The sequence below is a fragment of the Cryobacterium sp. TMT1-2-2 genome (assembly GCF_004403505.1).
GTDB classification, from domain to species: domain Bacteria; phylum Actinomycetota; class Actinomycetes; order Actinomycetales; family Microbacteriaceae; genus Cryobacterium; species Cryobacterium flavum.
Genome location: NZ_SOGS01000012.1, coordinates 21,940 through 47,850, shown reverse-complemented (window position 1 = coordinate 47,850; position 25,911 = coordinate 21,940). Strand labels below are relative to the sequence as shown.

Sequence of the window (25,911 nt, the reverse complement as noted above, 5' to 3'; positions counted from 1 at the left end):
TCGCACGCCGCTTTTTCCGTTCCCGAGTTTCTTACCTTTGACAGTTAGAAACCTAGGCGGAGAGCGGCGTGCGGCTGTTAAGGCGCTCCCAACGGACCCACGGCTACGTCAGGAGAGCCGAAATTATAGGGAATTCTACGAGTTGGGCAGCAGGCTGTAGCGATCTGATTTGACTGAAAATCGAAAGGTCACCGGATCGACGCCGGTCGGGGCCACCACCGCCACTCCCTAGGAAACTCACTTGTGAGTAACTCGGGAGTGGCCTTTTTTTATGCTCGCCACTCTCACTCGACAACTTCGGGGGGTGTGGCGGGGTCGCAACCGGTCAAAGTTGTCCAGTGAGCGGCCAGCTAGGCTCGAATGATGACCACGCGCACCGTTGTGATCCTGCTCGACGTCGACGGGGTGCTCAACCCGCGGGTCGTCAACCAGAGGCTTGTGCTCGATCCACCCCGCGCAGAACTGGTGTGGCGGCTGGCCAAACTCGGATCCATCGTGTGGGCTACCACCTGGTCGCCGACACACACGTTTCACCTGACCCGGGATCTTGGCTTATCGTCGGACACCGAGGGCATCGCTTTTCCGCGCAATCTGCACTTCGACCCGTCAGCGCCCGCACCCACCGCGAAGCTGCACTGGGTCGCCCGCTGGCTGGCCAGGCAGGATCCGCAGCCCGACGCGGTGATCTGGATCGACGATATCCTGCGCCAGGATGCCGTCGGCTGGGCCGACGCGCAGGCGCGGCCCACACTCCTGGTGCAGCCCGAGATGGACATCGGGCTCACGGCCGCGCACGTCGACGATGTGCGGCACTTCATCGAGGGCCTCGCTTCGTCCTGAGTGTTCAGTGCGCGCCGTCGACGAGCTTGAGCCCGACGATGCAGCCGATCAGGCCGAGCAGCAGGGCGATCTTCAGCCAGGACACGCTCGCATCCCCCGTGACCATCGCCCAGGTGACCGTGAGTGCCGCTCCGATGCCGACCCAGACGGCATAAGCCGTTCCGATCGGAATCTCCCGCATCGCCCAGGCCAGGCCGGTCATGCTGAGCGCGAGTGCCCCGCCGAAGATGACGGTCGGCCACAACTTCGTGAACCCCTCGGATTTACCAAGCGCCGTCGCCCAGACCGCTTCCAGAACTCCGGACACAATAAGCAGAATCCACGACATGACTAATACTCCTCGGCCAGTCTTGTCTTATGCCGGGTACTGATCCGTCGTCCGGGGCCGCGCATCGCAACCTGCTTCGACCTTAGGCACAACCACTGGGCAAACGATGTGCAGAACCGCGTCCCGCCTCGAAACGGATGCCGCGGCATCCGTTTCGCGCGCCCGTCTGCTGCGCAGGCTGTCGCTTTCTGCTCGCGCGAGTGGCCGGCCAGCAGCGCAAGCAATAAGCGACAGCTGTTGCAGCATTGCACCGCGCAGCCGCGGCTACGGCGGCTAGGCCACGAATGCCCGGTAGGCCGCATCGTTTGCGCGCAGCACGCGCAGCACGTTCTCGGAGCCGAGCTTGGCGAGTTCGGCGTCGGTCCAGCCGCGCCGCTCGAGCTCGGTGAACAGGTTGGGGTAGTCCGCCACGGTGGCGAGCCCGACTGGCATGTCCGGGCAGCCGTCGAAGTCGCCACCGAGACCGATGTGATCGACTCCGGCCACGCTTCGGGCGTGCTCCACATGGTCAGCAACGTGCGCCACGGTGATCTGCGGCTTCTCCGCCACCGAACCGTTGTCTTCCCAGCGTCGATAGTCGGCCGAGATGAAGGCCGGCACGAAGGTGATCATCTGAACGCCGCCGTTGGCGGCGAGCTGACTGAGAATCGCATCGGGCACGTTGCGAGGGTGCGGGTTCAGGGCATAGCACGAAGAGTGGCTGAAGAGAACGGGGAGCGTTGAGGCATCGAGGGCGTCCTGCATGGTGGCAGCCGAAACATGGGACAGGTCGACCATCATTCCGATGCGGTTCATCTCGGCGATGACGATCCGGCCACGCTCGTTGATGCCGTCGTGGGTCACCTCGCCGGCAGCCGCGTCGGCCCACTCCGTTGACGAGTTCCAGGTGAGCGTCATATAACGCACACCCAACCGGGCGTACTCGCGCAGTACCGCGAGAGAGTTGTTCATCTGGTTGCCGCCCTCAACCCCGAGGAGCGATGCAATTTTTCCGCCGTGCCGTGCTCGCTCAACGTCGTCGGCGGTGACGGCCCGCTCGAAATCGTCGGGGTAGGCGGCAATCAGGCGGTGAATAAAGTCGATCTGCTCCAGCGTCGCCTGCACCGAATCGGTGCCCTCAAGGTCGGTGTGCACCCACACCGACCAGAACTGCCCCTGCACACCTCCGCGCCGTAATTTGGGGACATCCGTTTGCAAATGATTGCGGGCAGAATCCTGCTCGGAGTCCAGCCCGGCAACGGAATAGTCTCTATGCTCGCGGCATGCCCAGGCGAGGTCGTTATGCCCGTCAATAACGTCAAATTTCGGTTTTCTTACGGTCATGTGAACTCTTCCCGGCAATCGGTGCGAAATACCAGCCTAGGACCCTCACCATCGGGCATTTAATCCGCTCGAGCCGGTTTGCCCCCTGGCAGTGCCTGCCTGATTTCTACCCGCAATTCCGGGCCTGACAGGGGCGTCGGCCGCTCTCAGGGTGAACACGCCCCAATAGGTCCCCCCATACAGGGCATTTTGACCCCCATTAAGGTTACAGCGCCGCCGACTTGAAACGGGGTAGTCTCTGCCAGTAAGTTGCTGAGAAAGAATCATCTTCATCCGCCGCGCCCCATCGAACGACAAGTGCCAGCATCGCCGCCTTGTCACTATGACCACCTGTTCCTGTAAACCCGACTGCAGGGAATGAAAACGTGACATTTATTCCACCCCGCCAAACCACCCCCAGAACCCGCGACACGCGCCCTCGCACCACAACGACGACACCCGGCACCACTTCCACGTTAGATCGCAGGGGGATGACGCATGAGTGAATCAGATTCGCCCGCCTCTTTCCCGCAATCCCTGCCCCTTCGGCGTACCGCCAAACTTCGACTCGTTGACCAGACAGCGTCCGCACCGGCCGACATCGCGGTGGACACCCCCTCGTCAGGGCTGATTTGGGCTCGGCGGTACCGCACCAAGCTGCGACTGACCGATGTTGTAGTCATTATTCTCGCGGTCGGTAGCGCACTGGTCTTTCGGTTCGGCGTGGACGGCATTCCGGCCGTTCCTGGATCGTTCAGCGCCAACTACTGGCTCGTGTCGCTGCTCATCGTGGCGACCTGGCTCACGACCCTCGAGCTCTTCCATACCAGGGACTCCCGGGTCGTGGGTGTTGGAGCGAGCGAGTACAAACAGGTCATCAACGCCAGCGCCGTGACCTTCGGCATGCTGGCCATCGTTTTTCTGATCGTTCACATCGATATCGCCCGGCTCTATTTCGTGCTGGCGCTTCCTATCGGAATTGTTGCGCTCGTTCTCGAACGGTGGCTGTGGCGCAAGTGGCTGCTGCACCAGCGCAGGTTCGGCCACTACCTCTCCCGCGTGATCGTCGTCGGCAATCGCGACGACGTGGAATACGTGGTCAGCCAGATCGACACCAAGTCCGGAGCCGCGTACTACATCGTCGGCGCAGCTCTGGAAGACGGCATTGGCGACGAGATCTCGGCCGGCGAACGCATAGTGCCGATCGTGTCCGATTTCGAGCACGTCGCCGCGGCGGCCGCTGCCATGGGCGTCGACACGGTCATCGTTGCTGGGCAGCCCAGCGGCGGCAGTTCCTACATTCGCAACCTGGGTTGGGACCTCGAGGGCACCTCCGCGGAGCTTGTTCTGTCGAGCCGACTGACGGATGTCGCTGGTCCCCGCATCCACTTTCGTCCGGTCGACGGCCTCCCGCTGATCCATGTCGAAATACCCCGGTTCGAGGGGGGCCGCCATGCCCTCAAGCGCACTCTGGACATCGTAACGACGGCTGCCGCGATCGTGTTCTTGCTTCCCGTGCTCGCCGTGATCGCCGTACTCATCAAACTCGACAGCCCGGGCCCGGTCCTCTTTCGGCAGGAACGGTGCGGCCGCAACGGACAGACCTTCCGCATGATCAAATTCCGCTCGATGGTGCAGACCGCTGAGGACGACCTGGCTGGCCTGCTCGACCAGAACGAGGCATCCGGGGTGCTGTTCAAGATTCGCAATGACCCTCGGATCACCAAGATCGGCCGCGTGCTGCGCAAGTACTCGCTCGATGAGCTGCCTCAGCTGTGGAATATCTTCGTCGGCGAGATGAGCTTGGTCGGGCCACGCCCGCCGCTGCCTGAAGAAGTTCAGGTCTACGAAACCCACGTGCACCGCCGCCTGTACATCAAGCCCGGCCTGACCGGCATGTGGCAGGTCAACGGGCGGTCCAATCTCAGCTGGGAAGACAGCGTCCGACTCGACCTGTACTACGTCGAGAACTGGTCCCTGGCCGGCGACCTGATGATCATTTGGCGCACCGTTAAGACCGTCATTCAACCAGTAGGGGCATATTGACATGACCGCGGGCATCGAACACACTGCGCCCACCAGCCACCGGCGTCTGAGCATCGCAATGATCGGTACCCGCGGCGTTCCCGCAGCCTACGGCGGTTTTGAAACGGCCGTCGAGGAGATTGGTCGGCGACTCGTTGACCGCGGCCACGACGTGACCGTCTATTGTCGCCGCACGACCCAGCCGGTGCCGAAAGAGTACCTCGGCATGAAACTGGTCGAGCTGCCGGCGCTGCGCCACAAGATTCTCGAGACCCTGAGCCACACCGGGTTGTCGGTTCTGCACGCGACCCTGCACCGTCCGGCCGATGTCGCGTTCGTGTTCAATGCCGCCAACGCTCCGTTCGTTCCGCTGCTGCGCCTGCGCGGCATCCCGAGCGTCGTGCACGTCGACGGACTCGAATGGAAGCGCGACAAATGGGGCGGCGCCGGTCGCCGCTACTACCGCTGGGCCGAGGAAGTCTCGGTGCGCGAAGCGGATGCCCTCATCGCCGACGCGCAGGGAATCGTCGACTACTACCGGGACGAGTTTTCCATCTCGACCGAACTGATCTCCTACGGCACCCGAATTCTGCACGACACCCCGACCGATCGGCTCGCCGAACTCGGACTCCGCCCCGGCGGCTACCACCTCGTCGTCGCCCGGTTTGAACCGGAAAACCACGTCGACATCATCGTCGAGGGCTATCGCGCGAGCGACGCGCGCCTCCCGCTGGTTGTCGTTGGCTCCGCGCCCTACGCGGTCGGCCACACCAACCGCATCAGTGACTTGGCCGCATCCGATTCCCGCATTCGCATGCTGGGCAGTGTGTGGGACCAGAATCAGCTGGACCAGCTCTATACGCACGCCGCCACCTACGTGCACGGTCACTCGGTGGGCGGCACGAACCCGTCGCTGCTGCGGGCGATGGGTGCCGGAACCAAGGTCATCGCGTGGGACGTCGTGTTCAATCGTGAGGTCCTCGGCAGCGATGGCGCCTACTTCTCGCGGGCCGATTCTCTCAGCGGCCTGATCGAAGATTCCGAACTGAACCCCGAGCAGGTCGCCGCGGTCGCGGCGGCGCTGCAACAGCGGGCCGAGCAGTTGTACAACTGGGACAGCGTCACGGCCAGCTACGAAAGACTCGCTCGGCGGGTGGCCGTCGGCTACAGCACCCATCGCCAGAGCAGCGGCCGGGCTGGAGTCTCAACGTGGAACCTTCCCGACAGCATGAACCGCCAACCGTCAACCGCACCGTCCAGGGGGATCCCCTTATGACCAGTTCCTCGGCCCACGCCACTGCCTCGACGGAAACGTACTTTGACACCGTGCGCCGTTTGTCATCCGCCCAGAAGACGGCGGCCCGCGGTGCCCCGCCCTACTCCGTCTATGTCAACCGCCGGGTTGGTCGCTACCTCGCGGCGAGCGCGTTTCGCTTAGGCCTGACTCCGAACAACGTCACGGCGATCAGTGCCGGCTTCACGTTCTGCGCGATCGGGCTGCTCGCGATCGGTGGGCCCAGCTGGTGGCTTGGACTCGTCGTGTGGCTGTTGCTGGCCATCGGGTACGCCTTCGACTCGGCCGACGGCCAGGTCGCGCGTCTGCGCGGTGGGGGCTCCCCCTCGGGCGAATGGCTCGACCACGTCGTTGACTCCATCAAGATCTCAACGCTGCACCTCGCGGTGCTCATCACGATGTTCACGCACTTTCCTCTTTCGAGCTCGATCTCGCTGCTCGTGCCGATCGGGTTTGCGGTCGTGGCCGCCGTGTCGTTCTTCGCCATGATCCTGAACGATCTGCTCAAAGCCAAGCACGCGCCAACGGCCGCCCTCTCCACTGCCCCCCGCACCGTGGTGCGGTCGCTTCTTGGTCTTCCCACCGACTACGGTGTGCTTTGCCTCTCCTTCGTGCTGCTGGGCGCTCCGTTGGCCTTTTTCGGCTTGTATACCCTTCTCTTTGTCGCCAACGCGCTGTATCTCGCACTGGCGCTGGGTAAATGGTTTCGCGACATGACAGCGCTGGGTCGAGTGGACGTCGCGCGACCGTAGTCAGGCATCCGCTGCCCTCAGGCGCCAGCTCTGCCGTGTGCCCCCTTCTGGGGATGCTCCCTCCCGCATTCAGAGGTGAGTTTTGATCAGCTTGATTGTAGTGTGGGCGCAACCGGACGGAGAATGCTGTGGAACCAATCGACTATCTGAGGACCATCACGAGACGGTGGCTGCTCATCGTTATCGTGGGCCTTCTCGGCGGCGCCGTGGCGTGGGGCTACGCAACGACCCTGCCCACGCAGTACCAGGCCACCAACAGCGTCTTTGTCACGAGCGATCGGGGTGCGACCACCAGCGAGCTGTTGCAGTCGTCAACCTTCACGCAAAACCTCGTGCAGTCCTACGCGCAACTCGCCACGACACCAACCGTTCTGGGGCCGGTGATCAGCAAGCTCGGCTTGAATATCTCCACTCAGGCACTGGCTTCGCGCGTTACCGCGGTGACTCCCCTCAACACGGTGTTCATCAACATCACCGTGACCAGCCGGTCTGCCACCCAGGCCGTGGACCTCGCCGATGCCGTCTCCGATTCCCTCGCCACCACGGTGCAGAATCTGGCACCGAAAGGGCCGGACAACCTGCCATCGATCACGGTCAAGACGGTTTCGCCTGCTCAGCTACCGGGCAGCCCCTTTGCCCCGAACACCCAACTGATCATCATCACCGGACTGCTACTCGGCCTCGTTCTCGGAGTGCTCTACGCCTTGGCCCGTGAGGTATTCGACACCAGGGTCAGCACGGAGAAAGACCTCGATCGGGTGTCCTCCGACCCCCTGCTTGGAAAGGTCGGTCGCAAGAAGCGCACCGATCCGGCCGGTTTGGTCATGCGGGTGATGCCGCACAGCGCCCTGGCTGAGGCATACCGCCGAGTGCGGGCTAACCTGGAATTCATCGACGTGGACAGCCCTCCGCGCAGCGCCGTGGTGACGTCGGCGGTGACGCGCGATGGTAAATCCACGACCGCGATCAACCTGGCCCTGGCTATGGCGGAGCGGTCGTCACGGGTGCTGCTGATCGACGCCGATCTGCGGCGCCCGTCGATCGCCGAGCTGTGCGACCTCGAAGGCGATGTAGGACTGACGACCGTTCTGCTGGGTGATGTCGGCCCCGACGACGCCATCGTGCGTTGGTCGGACGGCATCGACGTGCTGCCCTCCGGTGCCGTGCCGCCCAACCCCGGCCAGCTCCTCGGGTCGGCAGCAATGAAAACCCTGATGCAACGCCTGCTGCTCGACTACGACTTCATCGTCGTCGATTCCCCGCCGCTGCTGCCCGCCACCGACGCACTGGGCCTGGCCCACCTCACCGACGGTGCCATCGTCGTCGCTCGCTACAAGTCGACCACCCGCCAACAGCTGGCCACCACGCTGGAGTCGCTCGAAGCGGTCAACGCCCGCATCCTCGGCATCGTGCTCAACCAGGTACGCGAGCGTCGCGCTGAGGTGTATTACGGACCGCTCGCTCCGGTAACAGGTTCCGCGTCGCTGACGCCCGGAACGACCAACCGGGTCACCGCCACCCGGGCACCGCGCACCACGTTTGACGAGACGGGCCGCCGCAGTTCCCGAACGTCAGAATCGACGCGGTCGTCGTAGTGCGGGTCCTCCAGTCGTTTCCGGAGGGTCGCGCCACGACGAATCCCTACCTGCTGCAATTGAGCCGGTCGCTCAGCCCCAACGTGGACGTGCTCGGCTTCACCTGGCGCCGCGCACTCACGAGTCGGTACGACGTTTTCCACGTGCACTGGCCGGAGATTCTCCTGCAGGGGCGCACGCCGGGCCGCGCGCTGGCCAGACGGATGCTGTTCCGCCTGTTCCTGGCGCGGCTGCGGCTGCGTCGCACCGCGGTGGTGCGCACGCTGCACAACGTGCGCAGCCATGAGCTCTCCCCTCGGCACGACCAACGCTTGCTCGAGCGGTTCGACCAGCGCACCACGCTGTGGATTCGGCTCAACCCGTTCACACCGGTACCCGCTGGCGCGCTCGAACAGACCATCCCGCACGGCGATTACCGGGACTGGTATTTCGACCAGCCGTCGGGAGCGACAGTGCCTGGCCGGATGCTCTACTTCGGGCTCCTTCGCCCGTATAAGGGTGTAGACGCCCTGGTCGATTCCTTCCGCCAGCTGGGCTCCGGACTCGATCCCCAGCCAACGCTGCGTATCGTGGGTGCTCCGCAATCCAGCGAGCTGGCCCAGCGGCTGCGGCTCGGGGCGGCCGGCGACCCGCGTATCGAGTTCGTGCTTCGTCACGCGAGCGATGCCGAGCTGGCCGACGCCATCGGTGCCGCCGAACTGGTCGTTCTGCCGTACGCCGAGATGCATAATTCCGGTGCCGCGTTGCTGGCACTCTCGCTCAACCGGCCGGTGTTGGTGCCGGAAAATGCGGTGACGGCGGCGCTGGCCGAGGAGGTCGGCGCTGAATGGGTACTCACCTACAATGGCCCACTGTGCGCCCAGGCTTTGGCCGACGCACTCGCGCGTGCCCGACGACCGCGCGACACGCCCACCCCCAATCTCGCTCACCGCCGATGGAACGTCGGGGCCGCCGACCACGTCACAGCCTATGAGCGGGCCGTTCAGGCTCAACGAACGCGCTGACCCCGCAGATAATCTGCGATCAGGACCCCAACAGCCCGCACTCAGGCACCGGCAAACAGCCAGGCATCGGCAGCGAGCCGGCCGTCGATGACCGGCAGGTCGACGACCGAGGGGTTGGGTGTCTGCAGGGTGTGGAGCACGGCATCCGCCAACTGCTGCGGGGTGCAGCCCGGCGCGATCACGTCGTGGCCGTGCTCCTCGAGCCAGGACGCGAGCCCGGTTTCGGTCGTGGTTACGATGCTGCAGCCGTGCGCGAGTCCCTCGACGATCGGCAGACCGACCTGCTCGCGCCAGGTTGCGGTCGGTTGGCTGGGCAGGGCCAGCACGCCGGCGCGACGCAATTGCCGGTGGATCTCGCTGCGCGGCGGGTCGATGACCAGTTCGATCGTTGGGTCGCTGGCCACGGCCTGCCGCGCCTCGTTTTCCAGCGTCCCCTTGCCGATGAGGGTGAGACGGGCCTCTGGAACCTGCGCGGTGACCAGCGGCCAAGCCGCGAGAAGGCTGGGTAACCCTTTGCGTTGAACGAACGCCCCCAGAAAAACCACCCGGTTCGCCTCGGGGTCACCCGGGCAGGTGCAGGCGGCCGGCAACGCCGGAATCACGGCGGAGACCGCATCACGGGCGGGTTCGGGCAGGGCCGTGCGGTAGGTGACGCGGGCAGCATCCGTTCCGAAGACGATTCGATCGGTCTGACCCCAGACGAAGCGGGCTGCGACACCGTTCAGGCCGCGGCGCAGCCGAGCACGGGCGCCCAGCTTTCGGTCGAACGGGTCGGCGTTTTCCAGGGCGTAACACACGATGCTTGCCCGTCCGCCGCCGAGAAGTGCACGCAGTCGGAGGGCACAGATCGCGAACGTACTGGCCCACACGCTCGAGAGCATGAGCGGTTCGCCAATTTCGAGCGTCATGACCGGGGAACGGCCAAGCAACCACGCGGCGCGCAGCGGGTGGGCCTGCACAATCACGAGGCCCTGAGCAAGTTCCTCGTGAAAGTCATACCTCTTAAAGCGAAACAGAATCGTGGCCGGCGGCAGCTCGTGTGCTCGTTCCAGGTGAGCGCTGCGCAGGGTGCGGTACAGCCTGACCCGCTCGGTCGAAATTCGGCGGCTAGCCACGCTTGTACTCGTGGTACACCGACCCCACCGAGCCAGCCAGCATTCCGGCGCCGCGGGCCGCGGTGCGCAGGCCGCGGGCGCGCAGCGGCACCTGTCCGACCAACGAGCCGGCAAGGTACCGCACGATCCCGCCGCAGACCCGAGCGGCGCCGCGCGCCTGCAGGGTCATGCGTACCAGCACCCGTTTGCCGTTTTCGGTGTCGTCGAGGTTGATCCGGCTCCAGGTATTGCCCATGCGAAAGGCCCGTTGCAGCACCCATTCTCGAGTGAGGCGGTCCGCCGGAACGATATCGATGACGATCGCCTCATCGCACCAGATCATCTGCCCACCACGCTGGTGCAGCTGCCGCGTGAACAGCGAGTCCGACCCGCCGGACAGCCCGAACCGTTCATCAAAGCTGAGCTCGAGCCGGCGTACCTGGGCCAGGTCCAGCAGCAGATTGTTCGTGGCAGCGAGCGACACCGGAGTGCCGGTAGCGAACCGACGGCGTTCGAAGAAGCCACCGGCGCGAATCCACTGGTCGGGTTCGATGTCGTACTGCGAGAGCACCGGGCCGACCACGGCTGCCGGCCGATAGGTTGAATAGGTATCGAGCAGTTGAACGAGCCAGTGGCTGCTGGGTCGTTCGTCGTCGTCGATGAAGATGAGCAGGTCAGCCCCTTGGCCTTCCTGAAGTGCCCGGTTGCGCGCCGAGGCGATTCCGGGGGTGGGCTCGTGGACGTAGCGGATGGGTGTCGGTCGGGTCGCCGGCTCCCCCACCTCCAGCCAGCTGGTATCGGTCACCAGGGTGCGAGCTCCGGCGTCGGGATCGTTGTCGATGACGATGATCTCCACGGGCGCGAGCACCATGCCCGCCTGGTCGAGGAGCTCCGGCAGGAGCTCCTCGAGGTCGGCCGGGCGCCGATAGGTCAGCACCGCAATCACAACGCGCGGGTCAGTCGTGAATCGGTTGACAGGTGACATGACCAACGCCCCTCTGTAGTGGTGCGAACGGTGCAGCGGCTGGAGAAACGAGACCCGTGCTCGTACACGAGGCCAGAATCAATTGGCTCGCGTGACGAACAGATCGTCAAAAGTTGCGGTTACGGGTGTTACGGTGGCCGTCGACCCCAGATAGAAGGCCAGACCGACGGCACCGGGGGTCTGCATCGCGGCGGTCGAATCCGTCACCGTGGTCTGCCACGCCGACGGTTCCGGGGTGCCGAGGGCCCAGACCTTGGCACGAATCGTGGTCGGGGCGGAGCCGATGACCTGAACGCGCAGCTGGAGCGCGTTTCCGGTCGTGTAGGTGAGGCCGGCGACGTTCTGGGCCTTCAGGGTCGTGGCGCCGTGCATGAGCTGCAGCTGTACCACGCCGGTCGCCAGGTTCTTCATGCGCACCCGGTAGTCGTCCGTACCGACCCGGCGGCCGATCAGCGAGGTGTACGCACCGGAACCGGTCGCATCCTGCTGGAGGGTCGTCGTGACGAGCATGTCGGTATCGAGCAGGGACACGCCGGAAAGATAGGCGTTGGCGGTGGCTCCGGCGGCGGCTTTCAGGCGGCCGGCGCCACCACTGACCGAGTAGTTGGATGCCGTGCCGGTGGTGGTCCAGGCGCCTCCGGTGTCGGCGGCGCCCAGGCCGGTCGCCAGGGTGCGGGAGAACGCATCGGTGGCCAGCGGCGTGTTCGGATCGACAGCCGGAACCACAACCGTTTGCATCGTTTGCGCGGTGGCGGTGGAGTTGTCTGTCACGGTGAGCGTCACGTCGTAGCTGCCGGAGACGGCGTAGCTGTGTGACGCGGTCACGCCGGTGCCGATGCTCCCGTCACCGAAGTCCCAGCTGTAGCCGGTAATGGTGCCGTCGCTGTCGGCAGAGGCGGAGGCATCCGTTGCGATAGTGAGCGGCGTGGCCTGGTAGCTGAACGCTGCGGTCGGCGGCACGTTGGCCGGTGGGTCGGTGGCATCAATTGTTCGGGATGTGACCGTGCTCGCTCCGGAGTTGTCGGTGACGGTGAGGGTGACCGGGTAACTGCCGGCCGTCGCGTAGGAGTGCGTTGCGGTGGCTCCCGTCGCCGTGGTGTCGTCGCCGAAGTTCCAGGCATAGCTCGTGATGGTGCCGTCGGAGTCCATCGATCCGGTGGCGTCAACGCTCAGATCGCGATAGGTGATCGCGCTGCTGAAGGATGCCGTCGGTGCCACGTTCGCCGGGGGGCCGAATCGGCCGATCGAGTTATGGCGGGCGATGGCGCTGGCGCTGAGCACCGTGTTGTAGACGGCCACCTCGTCGATGTCGGCGGCAATGTAGTCGCTGAATGGCCGACTGGTCCAGCCGCTGAGGTTGTCGCCGCCGATGCGCCAGTAACCCTGGCCGGGGGCGGCCGTGGTGGTATCGGTGCGCTGGGCGGCGAGGGCGCCGTCGACGTAGAGGGACATGCCGGCGGTGCCGACCGAGGCGACGATGTGGTGCCATTGGCCATCGTTGTACGCCGCGGTCGTGTTGACCGTGCGCAGTATGCCGGGCTTCACGCCGAACCAGAGTCGTCCGGCGTTGTCCATGTAGACCTGACGGTCGTAGGAGGTCGAGGCTCCGGTTGCCGCGTTACCGAGCCCGATAATCTTGCCGCCCCTTCTGGTCGTGGTCTTCACCCACGCTTCCACGGTGAAGGCACCGCGGGGCGTCTCGAAAGCGGAGGAAGCTGCGGTTCCGGCCGTGGTGCCGCTGAACCGTGAAGCCGTGTCCGAGTCTGCGGCGAGCGCGCCCGCCACGTCCCGGATGACGCCGGTGCCGGTGGTTTCGTTCGAGGCGGCGGCCCAGTCAAAGGCGGTGGTGCCGCTCGGTTCGCCGAGCGGCCAGTATGAGCTGGGCGAGTCGCTCTTCACTGTCGTTGCGTAGGCGCTGTAGTCGCCGGATCCGGAGACGGTCACGCTTGTCGGGTTGCCGGTTTTCACATTGCCGAAGGAATCCTGCACGCGCACGCGGTAGGCGTAGGTCTGGCCGGGTGTCAGCCCGGTGTCAGTGAAGCCCATGGGCGGCCGAGACCAGTCGGTCGAGAGGCCGGTCACCGTGCCGACGGAGACCCCGTCGCGCAGCACCTCGTAGCTGAGCCGTTCATTGTCGCGGTCGAAGGCCGCTTTCCAGCCGATGCGGGCGGTGCCGGCCGAGAGGGAGTCCACGGTGGGCACGAAAGAGGCAGCGGCGAAGGCAGCGTTGGCCACGCGCGGGCCTTCCTTGTTGGGCGCGATCGTCGTGCTGGCGAAGCGCACCAGGCCCTGCTGGCCCTTGTTGTTGACGTTGGTGAATTCGCCGCCATACAGCAGGTACTGCCCGTTGCCGGTGATGGTCCACGGCCCCTGGCCCTGGCCGGTGAAGGTACCGGAGTTGATTTCCGGGTAGAAGGTCAGGATGCTCGGGCTCGGCTTGCCGGTGAAGCTGACATAGCTGCCGACGGCATTGGGCGTGAGAGTGCCGGTCGCTGCCATGGAGAAGGTGAGTGTGCGGTGGTAGGAGCGCGGAGTAGTTTCGACCGGCCCACCCATATTGCCGCAGTAGTGCGTATGCCCGGTCGTGTAGACGACATTGCCGAACGGTACAGCTGAGTAGGTGTCGCCGTGGCAGTCTTCCATCCAGACCAGGGTTCCGTCAGACCAGTTAGCGCGGAAGGTGCCCTCGAAGTTCGCTCCCGACCCATAGTCGTAACCGGTGCCGAAGGCGCCGTCGGCCGAGGAGGACAGGCTGGTGATGGCACCGTTGACGCCACCGTTGCGAATGAGAGCGTTCACGGCCCACGGCAGGGAAGCACCGGTGACTGAGTCCGTCGCGGCCATTCCATACCCGGGGGTGTCAGCGTTGTTGTACGAGGTGAAGGAGCCGCCGATGAGCACCTTGGTGCCGTCCGGCGAGATCGCCATGGTGTTGACCGACCCGCCGACCGGCTCACCGGTCCAAGCGCGAATGGCACCGTTGGAGGTGGCGAACGCGGCAGTCTGATTGCGCGCTACCCCACTCGCTGAGGTGAACACACCGCCAACGTAAACGGTGTCACCGAAAGTGGCCAGTGTCTTTACCGACGCGTTGACCGTCGGTGCCCAGTTGGAGACGAGGGCACCACTGGCAGTGTCGAAGGCGGCCAGGCGATAGCGGGCCACCCCGCCGACTGTCGTGAAGAACCCGCCCGCATAGAGCCGCGTGCCGTCGGCCGAGGCCGCGAGCGTGCGGACGACGCCGTTGAGGTCTGGATTGAAGCTCGCGACCAGCACGCCGGTCGTGAGGTTGTAGGCGAGCAGGTTGTTGCGTACGACTTCGTTCACGCCTGCAGCCGACCCGGCTGGCCGTGCCTTGGTGAATTCCCCTCCGGCATAGACGGTGTTGCCGACAATCACCTGCGACCAGACGACGCCGTTGATCTGGGTCGTGGGCAGGGCGTCCGCAGCTACGGTGAGCGGCGTGCCAGCATCCACCGGGCTGGTGTCGGCCTGCGCCATGAGGGGCGCCGTCAAGACGCCCGCGAGCACGGTCGCGATGGTCAGCAGGCTGAGCCAGCCGGCACGCAGCGAACCGATCGTACGCGATGGGCTCGCGTCTTTGGAGGGAGCAGCGCTCGGGTTGACGTGACGGCGAGACGCAGTGAGAAGTCGCACGAAGATTCCTTACTCGGGACAAGGTGCAGGGGCGTCGGGTAGCCACCGCATTCATCGGAGTATAGTGAGAATCTTTCATGGATTGCTGCCCCCTATCCGGGGCACAACCGCAGGGCCGCCCAGTGAGGCCCGATGGACGCCGATCAGCGCGGGGCGGCACCCTCGAACAGTACGATCGGCACGCCGACGGAGTAGTCAACGGCGATGCTCACCTGGTCGCGCCGGTCACTAGGCACGGCGAAAACGAAGGTCCCCTGCTGGGTTGCCCCCGGAGCGACCGATTCCGGGAACGGAGCCCCGCCCGACGCCGTCAGTTCGGTGGCGGGACTCTGCTCGGCTCCAAAAAACAGGTTGACCACGGTTGAGCCTAAAGACACCGTATCGGGCGTGTCGTTGCGCACGGTCACCGTGAAACGCAGGGAGGGGCCGCCCACCTCGCCCGGGCCGCGCGCGACGCCGTCGACGGCCGAGAGCGCACCGACGCTAAAGACCACGCCGGGGACAGCTGCGGCTGATTCGGTGAGTGGCACCGGTGCCTGCGCGGCGGGCGGAGCGGGTTCGGCAGCGGCGGCCTCGGTCGGCGCGGGGGCGACTGTTGGAATCGCCGTGGATGATGGGTCGCGTGACGGCACCGCGGTCGGCGTGGCGGTCGGCATTGCCTTAGGCCGGGGGGTCGACGCGGGACTCTGGCTGGCTCCGGCGAGGTTTGGGCCTGCTCCGTTCGAGGCGGCGACCCCGGCGACGACGAGAACGACGACGAGAACAGCGAGTGCTGCGGATGCGACGATCCACCAGACGCGTCGCCGTTTGGTCGACTCGCCGCCCGCGGTGGGGCCGGCGTTGTTATCGACGGGATGGTGCACTGACATGGTGAAACTCCAGGTTGCTCGGCTGGTTGCAAGGTCGGGTTGAGTTCATGGTGTGGCGATAGATAGGGTGCAGCCATTAATACACGGGGTGCACCCTCATTCCTAGGGGGTGCCTGAACCCCATCCGGGGGCATCCCCTCACGCTGTACAGTGTGAAATTCCGGTACCCGACCGACTTCCCCCAAAACATACGACCGACGAGGCGACAGACATGAGAATTGCCATTTTGCACGGCAGCAATGATGCCTACGGCGCCTCCAAGGTGCTCTGCCAGGAGGTGGAATGCCTAGTGAGCCTCGGTCACGAGGTTCTGGTCGTCGTTCCGCACACCGGTCCGTTGGCGAGCGAACTGGCACCGTTCGGCGCTGCCGTGTCGGTCGTCGTCGACCCATCGCTGGTGGTGCTGCGTCGCAGCAAATTGACTGATTTGCTGCATCCGCTGGTCCTCCGCCACGACGTGGCCCGCGCAGACGTCGTCGTGCTGTGGACTCTGGCCCTGAGCGCCTATATTCCGGTGCTGCGGCTCCGACGCCGCCGATTCTACGTCTCGGTGCACGAGCTGCTCCTGGGTCGAGTCGGCGGCCTGCTCGTGCGAACGCTGCTGGCAGCAGGCAGCTTTCCGGTGTGCGCCTGCAGCGAGGCGACCGCGGCCTGGTTGCACGACCACGGCGTCGGCCGGGATCGCATATCGGTCACGGCTCCGGTGTTCGGCGCCATCGACAACGTGCCGGCCCGCACCATACATGACCCGCTGACCGTGGCAGTTGTCGGGCGGGTCAATGGACACAAGGGGCATCTCGAGGTGGCCCGGGCATTTCAATCCCGGGAATTGTCCGGCGCCCGGTGGCGACTACTTCTCTTTGGCGCACCCTACCCCGGGCAGGATGATGCCTTGCAGGCAGTGCTGGCGCTGGTGAATCGTGATCCGCGCATCGAATACCGCGGCGAAGCAGCCTCGGTTTCGGCCATCGCCGAGGAGATCGATGCCGTTGCCTGTTTTCCGTCGACACCGGAGCCGTTCGGGTTGGTGCCCATCGAAGCGTGGCGGGTCGGCGTGCGTTCGGTCGGCTTCGCGGACGGCGGCGCTGGGGAAGTCCTCCCGGTCGTGGGTGGCCTCGGGGTGCCACGCACCGATTCCCCCGACCGCGACATTACATCCGCGCTCGTCGGCCTGGCGGCGGCCGTGCAGGCAGAGGTTGCGCTGCCGCAGCCGGCTCGAGTCAACCCGCTGTTCTCCCACGATCGCCGCCGGGCCCTCATCGCCAGCGTCCTGGCGCGCAGCTAGCGCACGACGGCGCCCCGAGCGCACCTGAGGGGACCACTCGGCTATCGAGCGGCCCCTCAGGATCGAGTATTTCGATCACAGCACCTAGGCCGCGGGAACCTCGGGGATCGGCGCTGGTGCGTCATCCGGGAGCGGCTTGGTGCCCGGAATCGGTTTCACCTCAGGGTCCGGCTGCACCTCCGGCGCGGCGGGGAGCGGCTGGACCTCGGGCGCGGGAGCGACGTCCGGCACGGGAGCGACGCCGGGTGTCACGGTCGCGTCGGGCGCAACCGTCGGCGCCTCCGGTGCGATCGTCTGGTCGGGAGCGGTCTTGTTCGCCGCACCGGTGGCCTTGATACTGGCCGACGATCCGGTGACAGCATTACCGAAGGGGTCGGTGGCTCTCACCTGATAGGTATAGCTTGTCCCACCCGATCGCCCGATATCCGTCCAGCTGAGGGTGGGCCTAAACCAGTCCGCTGAGAGCCCGGTTTGCGTGTGCACCACGACACCGTTTCGAAGCACCTGATAGGTGAGCTGTGCGTTGTCCCGGTCGTAGTTGGATTTCCAGGTGACCTTCACCGAGCTCGCACTGGGAACGCTCAGCGTCGGCTGGAAGTTCGTACCGGTGGCCTTCGGCCCCTCCTTGTTCGGTGCGATCGACGACACTGCGAAGCGCACGAGTCCCTGTTGGCGTTTGTTGTTCACAATGGTGAACTCGCCACCGTAGAGCACGTACTGGGAGTTGGCCGCGAGGTTCCACGGCCCCTGCCCCTGCCCAGTGAAGGTGCCGGTGTTGATGTCGGGAAAGAACGCCAGCAGAGTCGGGGCTGGGCGTCCTTCGAAGTTGAAGTAGCTGCCCCCCGTGCTGTTGCGCGCGATGGTGCCGGTCGCCGCCTTGGTGAAGGTCAGGGTGCGGTGATAGCTGCGCGGGTTAGTTTCGGGGGGTCCGCCGATATTGCCGCAGAAGTGCGCGTGGGCGGTGGTGTAGACGACGTCGCCGACCGGAACAGCCGAGTAGGTGTCCCCGTGGCAGTCTTCGATCCAAACGGTATTACCGTTGCTCCAACTGGCCCGGAAGGTACCCTCGAACATGGCACCGGAACCGTAATCGTAGCCGGTACCGTAGACGCCGTCAGCGTCGGAGGTGAGCGAGAGGATGGCCCCGTTGGGGCCGGCATTCTTGATCAGCTTGCCGATGTTCCAGGTGACGCCGGCACCGGTGCTCGAGTTCGTGGCGGCCATTCCGTAGCCGGGAGTGGTGGCCCCGTTATACGAGGTGAACGAGCCGCCGATGACGACCCGGTCACCGTTGGGTGAGATGGTCAACGCGTTGACCGAGCCATCGGGGATGGTTCCTTTCCAGCCGCCCACGGCCCCGGTCGAGCCATCAAAGGATGCAGCCCTCTGGCGGCTTTGGCCGCTGGTCGAGGTGAAGCTGCCCCCGGCGTACACCGTGCTCCCGAAGGTACCGAGGGCACGGACGGTGCCGTTCGCCGTCGGCTTCCAGTCGGACAGAAGCGCCCCGGTCGCTGTACTGAATGAAGCGAGCCGGGTACGAGAGACGCCGCCGACGGTACTGAAGCCACCACCGACATAGATACGTGATCCGTCCGGGGAAGCGGTAATCGCTCGAACAACACCGTTCACGCTGGGGTTGAACGATGTCATCACTCCGGTCGACAGGTTGTAGGCCATGAGGTTGTATCGGGATACCTCGCTTGTACCGGCGGACGCTCCCGCGGGGCGCGCTTTGGTAAATTCACCGCCGACGTAGACGGTGTTTCCCACGATCACTTGCGACCACACGACGCCGTTGATTTGGGCTGTGGGAAGGGCATCCGCTGCGACGGTCTTCGGGGTGGAGGCGCTGGGGGGTGACGTGTCGGCCTGGGCCGCTCCCGCCCCGGTGAATATCGCAGCGGCGAGCACTGCGGAAGCGACAATGACTGTCGCTGGGGAACGAAAACGCCACAACATAGAGGAGCCTCATTTTCTCGTGGTCGGAGGCCTCAGAACGACCCCCGCAGTTCAGGAATTATACTCAGTTTCCGTTTTTTTCCTACCTCGAAAAAGAGTTATTCCACTGTCGGGCAATGCCCAACACGAATGCCCCACGCTGCACCCTAGTCAGGCCGGCGGATAGACGTTAGGATTCCTCATTACTTCCCTTGACCTTCTCGACCCGAATCCTGCCGCGCTCGCGGGGCAGTCTGAGAGAAATTTGAGCACTCTATGGCCGCAGAACATCCCCTAGCACCTGCTTCAGGCACCGATTCGGCAGGCCCCCTGCGCATCGGCTATGCCGCGGGTGCGTTCGACCTCTTTCACGTTGGACACCTCAATATTCTCAAACACGCCAAAAGCCAGTGCGACTATCTGATCGCCGGCGTCGTGTCCGATGAAATGCTTGAGCTGACCAAGGGGGTCACCCCGGTGGTTCCGCTGTTCGAGCGCCTCGAGATCGTGCGGCACATCTCATTCGTCGATGAGGCCGTCGCCGAAGTCGTTGAAGACAAGCTGGAGACCTGGCGCCAGCTGCGTTTCGATGTGTTCTTCAAGGGTGATGACTGGCGTGGTACCCCCCGAGGCACCCGCCTGGAGCGGGAGTTCGCCGCTGTCGGCGTTGAGGTCGTTTATTTTCCGTACACCGTCAACACTTCAAGCACGATGCTGCGTCGAGCCCTCGACGCGCTGACGCGACCGGATGCCGCCTCTCGCTGGCAGTCCCAGGCGATCGAAGGCACTTCCTAGAGCCAGCTTGCTCTTGCGGAACACAGAAGGGCGGGTTCCTCGTGCAGTGCACGAGAAACCCGCCCTTCTGTTGTCGATCACGCGTGCGGAATACGCGTTGCGCAGGTTACCCGGGGTGAACCACGACCAGAGTGTCGTCGGGCGTGTAATAGTTGTGCGACATCTGAACCTTGGTGGACGACTGGGCGATCACCGCGCAATCGACGACCCGAGTATTGCGGCCGAAGGTGTTGTCGGTGATGACCACACCGTGCAGCGGGCCGTGGGCCTTCTCGGCGAGGTTGATCGAGCATCCGCCGCCATCAGCAATGTTATTCGTGATGGTGAGATTGGACACGTCGCCGCGGTCCTGGGTGACCTGCACGGAAGCATTCCACGCATCGGTCAGCCGGTTGCCGTCTATGCGGATGTTTGATCCTTCCTGAATCTGAATGGAATCATCGTGGCTCGGCGTGCCGCCCTGATTGGGGTCCCGGTCGTAGTGCAGGTTGTCATGAACCCAGGAGTCCGAGATCGCGACGTTTCCGCCGGTCAGATGGATACCGTCGATCACACCGTGAATATTGAGCCGGGTGGCTTCAAAGTTGTAGCCGTAGATTCCCTGAACGTCGGGTGACGGCGTGGAGGGGAACAGCTCGGTGTCGATGATGCGCAGATTTTCGTAGCCGCCGAGGTTGCCGATGAGGGCCATCGGTCCATTCAGGTCTCGCCCGCGCACGATCGAATTTCTGATCGTGACGTTGGGAGCTTCGATCTTGACCATGCCACGAATATCCAGACCGTCAATGACGGTTCCCGCCTGGGTGATCGTCAGGTCGCCGTTATGTACCGTCAGCCTGGTGCCCGCCGGCACACCGGTGTTGCTTTCGTTCGGCGTGCCTCCCTGCGACGGAGGCGTCGGAATCGGAATGGGAGCAGGCACCGGGGCCGGCACCGGAACCGGGACGGGTATCGGTACTGGAACGGGAACCGGGGCGGGAGCGGGAGCCGGCACCGGGGCCGGAGCCGGCGCGGGTACCGGCCCAGGCGCGGGGGCCACAATCGGCTCGGGAGCGGGCGTCACGGGTGGAAACAGCTGAGCCAGCAGCCAACGTAGCTGCGCCGGGGTCAGTCCTGTCGCCGGCGTGGTGTCGACGGGTGGAGTTGCGGGCTCGGTACCCCATGGGGTGATTGTGTAGCTCGGTTGCACCTCGTCGACTGCCTGGGCGGGAGCGATTCCCACAAAGGCGCCGGTCAATCCGAGCGCCACAGCGGCGACTGCCGTCGTGCGCGCGCGACGAAATGGGGAACGTGCTTTCTGGGGGGCGGGTAAGCCGTGGATCAGTTTCGGGTTGAGTTTCATAAATGTGTTTTCGTGTCCTGCACACGCTTCGGGTCGTGTTGGGCGGGGCAGCTGAAGGGAGCCGCCGGTCGTTGGTACAGCATTCCGTATCGATGCGGATGGGTCAAACGAGAAGTTGTGAATACCTTGAGGCAGGCGCAGTGCACCCTGCCCCGGCGTGAGGGCTCTGGCGGGCAGCTAGCCGGCGTGCACCGAGACTGTCGTGCTGTCGGGCGTGTAGTAGTTGCGCGCCGTGCTGATCTTGGTCGTGCTGGGCGAGATGATGGCGCTGTTGACCACCTTGGTATTGCGGCCGAACTTGTTGTCCGTGATGACCGTGCCGTAGATGGGACCGTAGGATTTCTGGGCCACGTTGATGGTGCAGGCTCCGCCGTCAGCAAAGTTGTTCTTGAAGGAGAAGTTGGAGACATCGCCGGTGTCCTGGGTGATCTGCACGCCCGCGTTGTGGGAGCCGCTCAGGGTGCTTCCGTACACCGTGATATTGCTGCCCTTTTGAATCTGGATGGAGTCATCGTGGCTCGGCTTACCGCCCTGATTCGGGTCACTGGCGTAGTGCAGGTTGCCGTGCAGCCAGGAATCGGCGATGGTGACGTTGCTTCCGGTGATGTGGACGGCGTCGATGACGCCGTGGATATCCAGGCGCGTCGCGGTGAAGTTGTAGCGGTAGATTCCGTTGATGTCAGGGGACGGTTTGGACGGGTACAGTTCCGAGTCGATGATCTTCAAGCCGGAGCGCCCGCCCAGATTGTTGATCAGGGCGGCGGGGGCGCTGAGGCTGCGACCACGAATGATCGAGTTCTTGATCGTGACGTTGATCGCATTGATCTTGACCAGGCCGCGAATGTCCAGGCCGCTGATGACCGTGCCAGCCTTGGTGATATTGAGATCCCCGCTGTGCACCTTCAGGGTAGTTCCGGACGGAACTCCGGTACTGCCTGCACTCGCCGTGGCGATCCGAACAACGCCACCGGTTGCGGCCTGGGCGGGAGCCGCCAGGCCGGCCAGTGGAAGGAGAATGGCGAGGGTTGCGGCGGCCACGCGGGTCGGCGTTCGTGTGCTCGAGCTGCGCCGCGTCCGCGTGCGTTCCAGACGAACGGCATGCGGCAGATCGGGGCGGGTGAGGGCGGGACGAGGTGGATCAAAACGATGGACGGCCGGGTGGTGCTGGTGCGCACCGCGCGAATGCAGCGGGGTCAGGGTAAGGGGTCGGCGGTGGGAACGTGAGATATGGTCGATCATGAAGTCATTTCGGGTGGTGCACGTTCGGGTATGCGGGTGAGGCAACCGCAGGGAGTCACCGATAGTTACTAGAGTGTTACCCAAAAATGAAATTACGTCAAATTAACTTTGCGGCTCCTCGGGATCGCGGTTCGCTTCGGAGCGATGACCCAGGATGCGACGGGAACCGAGAAAACACCCGGAACCGCTTGAAACCGCCGGTGCAGGGCCAGGGCGAGCAGGATCGCACCGGTGCAGAGCAGCGGTGGCAACAACGTCGCGACCGCGACCGGAGCCTGTACGTCGAAGGCCACCAGGATGGCCGCGAGCGCCGTCATTGGAAAAGTGTGCACCAGGTAGATCGGCAAGGTACGGGAGCCGAGGGACCGAACGAAATCGAAGGCGGGTATTTTGGCGAGCAGCACCGCGACGCTGATGCCGACGACAACGGCGAGCGTGCTCACGACCAGCATCACGAAGGGAACCTTGGTGACGTTCAATTTCGTGGTGACCACGACCAGGGCAGCGTAGCCGAGGCAGAGCAGCACAACGTGCCACCACCGCACGCGGGGAACGAGGCGTCGAACCAGCGGACCCAGATAAATCGCGGCGATGAAGAACAGCAGATACTTGCCCATCTTGTCCCACGGTGAGCCGGTGTGCAGCAGCTGCGCACCGAACAGCACCGCGATGACAGTGGTGAGGGCGACTTGCAGGAGTGGAGACCAGCGTCGCATCAGCCAGGCCAGTGTGAAAAACAACGGCAGGGCGTAGACGAACCACAGGTTCGAGCTGGGCCGAATAAACAGGGTGACCAGGCTGGCCCAGGTGGTGTTCGGCGCTCCCGACGGGCTGATCGGCGGCAGGGCGAGCAGGAACAGCGTCTGCAGGGTGACCCAGGCCAGGTAGAGGTAAAGGAGCAGCGACATCCGCTTGCGAAATAACTGCCAGTAGGGCAAGCGGATGGCCGACGCGGCCAGAATTCCGGACATGAAGAAGAACAGCGGCATGCGAAAAGTGTCGAACAGCGGGTTGAGCGGGGCCAGGGCGCCGGCCAGCCCCACCTCGTCGAGATACATGATCGCGTGGTAGAGCACGACCAGGGTGATCGCGATCCCCTTCGCGACGTCGATCCAGGCCTCCCGGCCCGCCACTGGCGGTGGCACGGGAACCTGGGTCATGTCGGCTCCTCGGTCGATCGGGCGGGGCGGATCGACCGAAAGAGACGCTGGTCGAATTCGGTGACAAATGGAGGCGGCTCGTAGGCGTAGCGCAGAGCGCTGCGCGAGGCGAACCGGTTCAGGGCAAGAGCGAGCACGACCGCCGTGACCGCGAGGATGGGAGGCAGGATCGGCGCGATGGCGGCGACGGCGGGAAAGACGATCGGCAGGGACAGCACGAAGGAAATCAGGATGACGATGGGCGTGTGCGCCAGGTAGATGGGCAGGGTGATGCGCCCGATCGCTCCAAACCAGCGTGCGCCGCGCAGGGTTCGGCTGAACGCAATGCCACCGACGACACCGACCAGACAGTTCAGAAAATACAGGCCGAAGACATCGCGCAGGCCGAGCAACGCCACTGTGGCGGTGACGGCCACCCAGAGCGCCATGGCCGCGCCGATGAGCAGCCGGTTGTCGACGGTACCGATGCGGATGATCCAGCCGCGCAGGTAGATACCGGCCAGAAAGAAGAAGTAATACTTGAGCGATCCGGACCAGCCCACGTTGGCGGTCTCGAACCCGCTCAACGCGACCAGCGACACGGCACCGGCAATGACGAGCTGCAGTCGGGGATCCACTCTCCGGCTGAGTTTGGCCACAACGAAGAAGATCGACAGAGCCCAGATGAACCAGAGTTCGAACCGCGGCAGCACCGGGGACACGATCAGCCCCAGAACGGCCTGGCGCAGGCCGAAGCCTTCGCCCTTCATGGTCTGGCCGAGCAGGAACACGATCGAGCCGACCACTTCCCAGAGCAGGAAGACCCAGAGGTAGAGGCGCACCTTGACCGTCCACAGGTCGCGCCACGGCTTCAGGAGCCATTTGGGGGCGAACAGGCCCGACAGGACAAAGAACAACGGCATGCGCATCGATGACAGCGCGTCGTTGATCTCCCGCCAATACGGTATGTCGAAACCGGCGCCGAGCAGCCAATTCGCCGAGTGGAACAGCGCGACGAGCAGAATGGCGATTCCTCGGCCGGTGTCGACCCAGACGATGCGTTCGGCAGCCGGTTTCGTGGCGCTCATCTGCCGCGCCGAACCGCTGGCAGGGCCGGGGTGATGAGCAGCCCGGCATCCATTTCGGGGGGCACTTTGCGGGTGATGAGCAGCCCGAGAACGAGAACGAGCAGCACCGACGAGCTGAAGAATGGGCCGAAGAACATGAACCAGACGGCTTTGATTCCGAGGTACAGCAGCACGGCGCTGGCGCTTTTGGCGGCCACGTGGACGCCGATGCTGCGCACGATGAGCACGAGAATAATGAGGGCGAACAGCAGCCCGGGGATGCCGAAGGCCGCCCAGAAATCCCCGATGATGGAGTGCAGTTCGATGTGGCCGCCGAACATGTAGTTGTCGACGTAGCCGTTGTTCGGGTCGTAGTTGATAGACGCCATGCCGGTCTTGGCCGCCAGAATGTCCTGCGGATTGGGCGCGGTACCCACGCCGAACCCCCACGGCTGATGCTGCATGAGCGCGATCGTGGCGGTAAGTTCGGGGCGGCCCCCGAGAATGAGCGAACCGGTCTCCTCGAGCTGGGCGAGGGTGCGCTGCTGGGTGGCCTCACCGAGCGCGCCGTCAAGAATGAGGGCCTGGATCACGTTGAAGACGACCAGGCCGAGCACGCCGAGTCCGAGCAGCGCTCGCAGCGCCGACTTGCCGCGCGTTGACCGGGTAGGGCGCATCTGCCAGGCGACCAACAGCACCGTCAGCAGCATGAACGCGAACGTGGAGCGGGCATCCGTCAGGGTGGCGACGACGGTGAGCAGCAGGGCAACGGCCAGCTCCAGCCAGCGGCGGCGCAGTTGCAGCGTGATCCCGAGCAGCAGAATGGTCAGGGCCACCGAGTACCCGAAGCGCCAGGGGTTCGCCGCGTACAGCTCGCTCGACGGCGAGACCCCGAGCAGGATTCCGGCGCCGTACCAGATGGCGATCTGGGCGTCAGGCAGAACGGTGCGCGCCCAGAGCACGAATCCGACGCCGGCCAGCAACCCGACCAGGCCGGCGATCGTACCGAAGGCCTGGCCAAGACTGGCATCGTGCGTGGGAGCCGACAGGGCGGTGAGCCAGATGCCGGAGGCGATGGCGACCACTCCGCCGAGCAGGAACAGTCGAGCGCCCGAATACTGGCGCAGCACGGGGAACCACACGGGGAACAGGGCCACGCAGGCCACCGCCCCCACCGTCACGCCCTGGTCGATATCGAGGCGCAAGGCGACGAGGACCAGAACGACGACGGCGATGAGTTTATTGACGACGGGCGGAGCCTGGTACGCGAACCGGCCGGCGCGGGTGCGCGGGGGCGGCACCACAGCGGGACGCGTCGCGGTGTTATTGGAGCGCACCTGAAAGGACAATAGCCACCACCA

Annotated in this window: 20 protein-coding genes, 1 tRNA gene and 1 riboswitch; of the genes, 9 read left to right on the top strand and 12 right to left on the bottom strand. The window is 64.7% G+C overall.

Annotated elements, in window-relative coordinates:
• The first annotated feature begins 144 nt into the window (after nt 1-144).
• Nucleotides 145-218 (top strand) — tRNA-Phe (locus tag E3T35_RS19240).
• Between the two features lie 145 nt (nt 219-363).
• Nucleotides 364-840, top strand: coding sequence for an HAD domain-containing protein (locus E3T35_RS08160; protein ID WP_134345614.1), 477 nt, complete (start codon nt 364-366; stop codon nt 838-840).
• Between the two features lie 4 nt (nt 841-844).
• Here the strand turns inward: E3T35_RS08160 and E3T35_RS08155 are convergent, their stop codons facing one another.
• The gene (locus E3T35_RS08155) at nt 845-1,168 is read right to left on the bottom strand and encodes a multidrug efflux SMR transporter (protein ID WP_092341947.1); all 324 of its coding nucleotides are present in this window, start codon (nt 1,166-1,168) and stop codon (nt 845-847) included.
• Between the two features lie 11 nt (nt 1,169-1,179).
• Nucleotides 1,180-1,243, bottom strand: a riboswitch (guanidine-III (ykkC-III) riboswitch).
• 198 nt (nt 1,244-1,441) lie between these two features.
• Nucleotides 1,442-2,491, bottom strand: a complete 1,050-nt coding sequence (locus tag E3T35_RS08150) for a dipeptidase (protein WP_134378431.1) — start codon at nt 2,489-2,491, stop codon at nt 1,442-1,444.
• 477 nt (nt 2,492-2,968) lie between these two features.
• Between E3T35_RS08150 and E3T35_RS08145 the strand changes: the two genes are divergently transcribed.
• From E3T35_RS08145 to E3T35_RS08125, 5 genes are all read left to right on the top strand, one after another.
• Complete coding sequence (locus tag E3T35_RS08145) at nt 2,969-4,516, top strand: sugar transferase (protein WP_134378429.1); 1,548 nt, start codon at nt 2,969-2,971, stop codon at nt 4,514-4,516.
• A 1-nt stretch (nt 4,517) separates the two neighbouring features.
• The gene (locus E3T35_RS08140) at nt 4,518-5,771 is read left to right on the top strand and encodes a DUF1972 domain-containing protein (RefSeq protein ID WP_134378427.1); all 1,254 of its coding nucleotides are present in this window, start codon (nt 4,518-4,520) and stop codon (nt 5,769-5,771) included.
• Nucleotides 5,768-6,541, top strand: a complete 774-nt coding sequence (locus E3T35_RS08135) for a CDP-alcohol phosphatidyltransferase family protein (RefSeq protein ID WP_134378425.1) — start codon at nt 5,768-5,770, stop codon at nt 6,539-6,541. The genes E3T35_RS08140 and E3T35_RS08135 overlap by 4 nt, the downstream gene beginning before the upstream one ends.
• A 128-nt stretch (nt 6,542-6,669) precedes the next feature.
• Nucleotides 6,670-8,136, top strand: a complete 1,467-nt coding sequence (locus tag E3T35_RS08130) for a polysaccharide biosynthesis tyrosine autokinase (protein ID WP_134345619.1) — start codon at nt 6,670-6,672, stop codon at nt 8,134-8,136.
• Nucleotides 8,136-9,140, top strand: coding sequence for a glycosyltransferase (locus tag E3T35_RS08125; RefSeq protein WP_134378423.1), 1,005 nt, complete (start codon nt 8,136-8,138; stop codon nt 9,138-9,140). Before E3T35_RS08130 ends, E3T35_RS08125 begins: the two co-directional genes overlap by 1 nt.
• A gap of 41 nt (nt 9,141-9,181) precedes the next feature.
• Here E3T35_RS08125 and E3T35_RS08120 read toward each other — a convergent pair whose 3' ends face one another.
• The 4 genes from E3T35_RS08120 to E3T35_RS08105 all read right to left on the bottom strand — a co-directional run bounded on the left by E3T35_RS08120 (nt 9,182) and on the right by E3T35_RS08105 (nt 15,745).
• The gene (locus E3T35_RS08120) at nt 9,182-10,255 is read right to left on the bottom strand and encodes a glycosyltransferase family 4 protein (RefSeq protein WP_241988771.1); all 1,074 of its coding nucleotides are present in this window, start codon (nt 10,253-10,255) and stop codon (nt 9,182-9,184) included.
• A complete protein-coding gene (locus E3T35_RS08115) occupies nt 10,248-11,219 on the bottom strand; it encodes a glycosyltransferase family 2 protein (RefSeq protein ID WP_134345621.1) in 972 nt (323 codons plus the stop codon). The genes E3T35_RS08120 and E3T35_RS08115 overlap by 8 nt, the downstream gene beginning before the upstream one ends.
• Nucleotides 11,220-11,297: 78 nt before the next feature.
• The gene (locus E3T35_RS08110) at nt 11,298-14,876 is read right to left on the bottom strand and encodes a PKD domain-containing protein (RefSeq protein WP_134378421.1); all 3,579 of its coding nucleotides are present in this window, start codon (nt 14,874-14,876) and stop codon (nt 11,298-11,300) included.
• A 143-nt stretch (nt 14,877-15,019) separates the two neighbouring features.
• Entirely contained in the window at nt 15,020-15,745 is a 726-nt protein-coding gene (locus E3T35_RS08105; protein ID WP_134378419.1) for a hypothetical protein, read from the bottom strand.
• A gap of 211 nt (nt 15,746-15,956) precedes the next feature.
• Between E3T35_RS08105 and E3T35_RS08100 the strand changes: the two genes are divergently transcribed.
• Nucleotides 15,957-17,030 carry a glycosyltransferase family 4 protein gene (locus E3T35_RS08100; RefSeq protein WP_134345624.1) on the top strand — a complete coding sequence of 358 codons (1,074 nt, stop codon included), beginning with the start codon at nt 15,957-15,959 and terminating at the stop codon, nt 17,028-17,030.
• 84 nt (nt 17,031-17,114) lie between these two features.
• On the opposite strand, the gene E3T35_RS08095 is transcribed toward E3T35_RS08100, so the two are convergent.
• Nucleotides 17,115-18,989, bottom strand: coding sequence for a hypothetical protein (locus E3T35_RS08095; RefSeq protein ID WP_134378417.1), 1,875 nt, complete (start codon nt 18,987-18,989; stop codon nt 17,115-17,117).
• A 255-nt stretch (nt 18,990-19,244) separates the two neighbouring features.
• Here E3T35_RS08095 and E3T35_RS08090 point away from each other — a divergent pair, with 255 nt between their 5' ends.
• Complete coding sequence (locus E3T35_RS08090) at nt 19,245-19,763, top strand: adenylyltransferase/cytidyltransferase family protein (RefSeq protein WP_134345626.1); 519 nt, start codon at nt 19,245-19,247, stop codon at nt 19,761-19,763.
• Nucleotides 19,764-19,869: 106 nt separating this feature from the next.
• On the opposite strand, the gene E3T35_RS19235 is transcribed toward E3T35_RS08090, so the two are convergent.
• The 5 genes from E3T35_RS19235 to E3T35_RS08060 all read right to left on the bottom strand — a co-directional run bounded on the left by E3T35_RS19235 (nt 19,870) and on the right by E3T35_RS08060 (nt 25,899).
• The gene (locus E3T35_RS19235; RefSeq protein ID WP_166789883.1) at nt 19,870-21,105 is read right to left on the bottom strand and encodes a right-handed parallel beta-helix repeat-containing protein; all 1,236 of its coding nucleotides are present in this window, start codon (nt 21,103-21,105) and stop codon (nt 19,870-19,872) included.
• 177 nt (nt 21,106-21,282) lie between these two features.
• Nucleotides 21,283-22,143, bottom strand: coding sequence for a hypothetical protein (locus tag E3T35_RS08075; protein ID WP_134378413.1), 861 nt, complete (start codon nt 22,141-22,143; stop codon nt 21,283-21,285).
• Nucleotides 22,144-22,436: 293 nt separating this feature from the next.
• The gene (locus E3T35_RS08070; RefSeq protein WP_134378411.1) at nt 22,437-23,504 is read right to left on the bottom strand and encodes an acyltransferase family protein; all 1,068 of its coding nucleotides are present in this window, start codon (nt 23,502-23,504) and stop codon (nt 22,437-22,439) included.
• Nucleotides 23,501-24,571, bottom strand: coding sequence for an acyltransferase family protein (locus E3T35_RS08065; RefSeq protein WP_134378409.1), 1,071 nt, complete (start codon nt 24,569-24,571; stop codon nt 23,501-23,503). Before E3T35_RS08065 ends, E3T35_RS08070 begins: the two co-directional genes overlap by 4 nt.
• Nucleotides 24,568-25,899, bottom strand: coding sequence for an O-antigen ligase family protein (locus E3T35_RS08060; protein WP_166789882.1), 1,332 nt, complete (start codon nt 25,897-25,899; stop codon nt 24,568-24,570). The genes E3T35_RS08065 and E3T35_RS08060 overlap by 4 nt, the downstream gene beginning before the upstream one ends.
• Between the last annotated feature and the right edge of the window lie 12 nt (nt 25,900-25,911).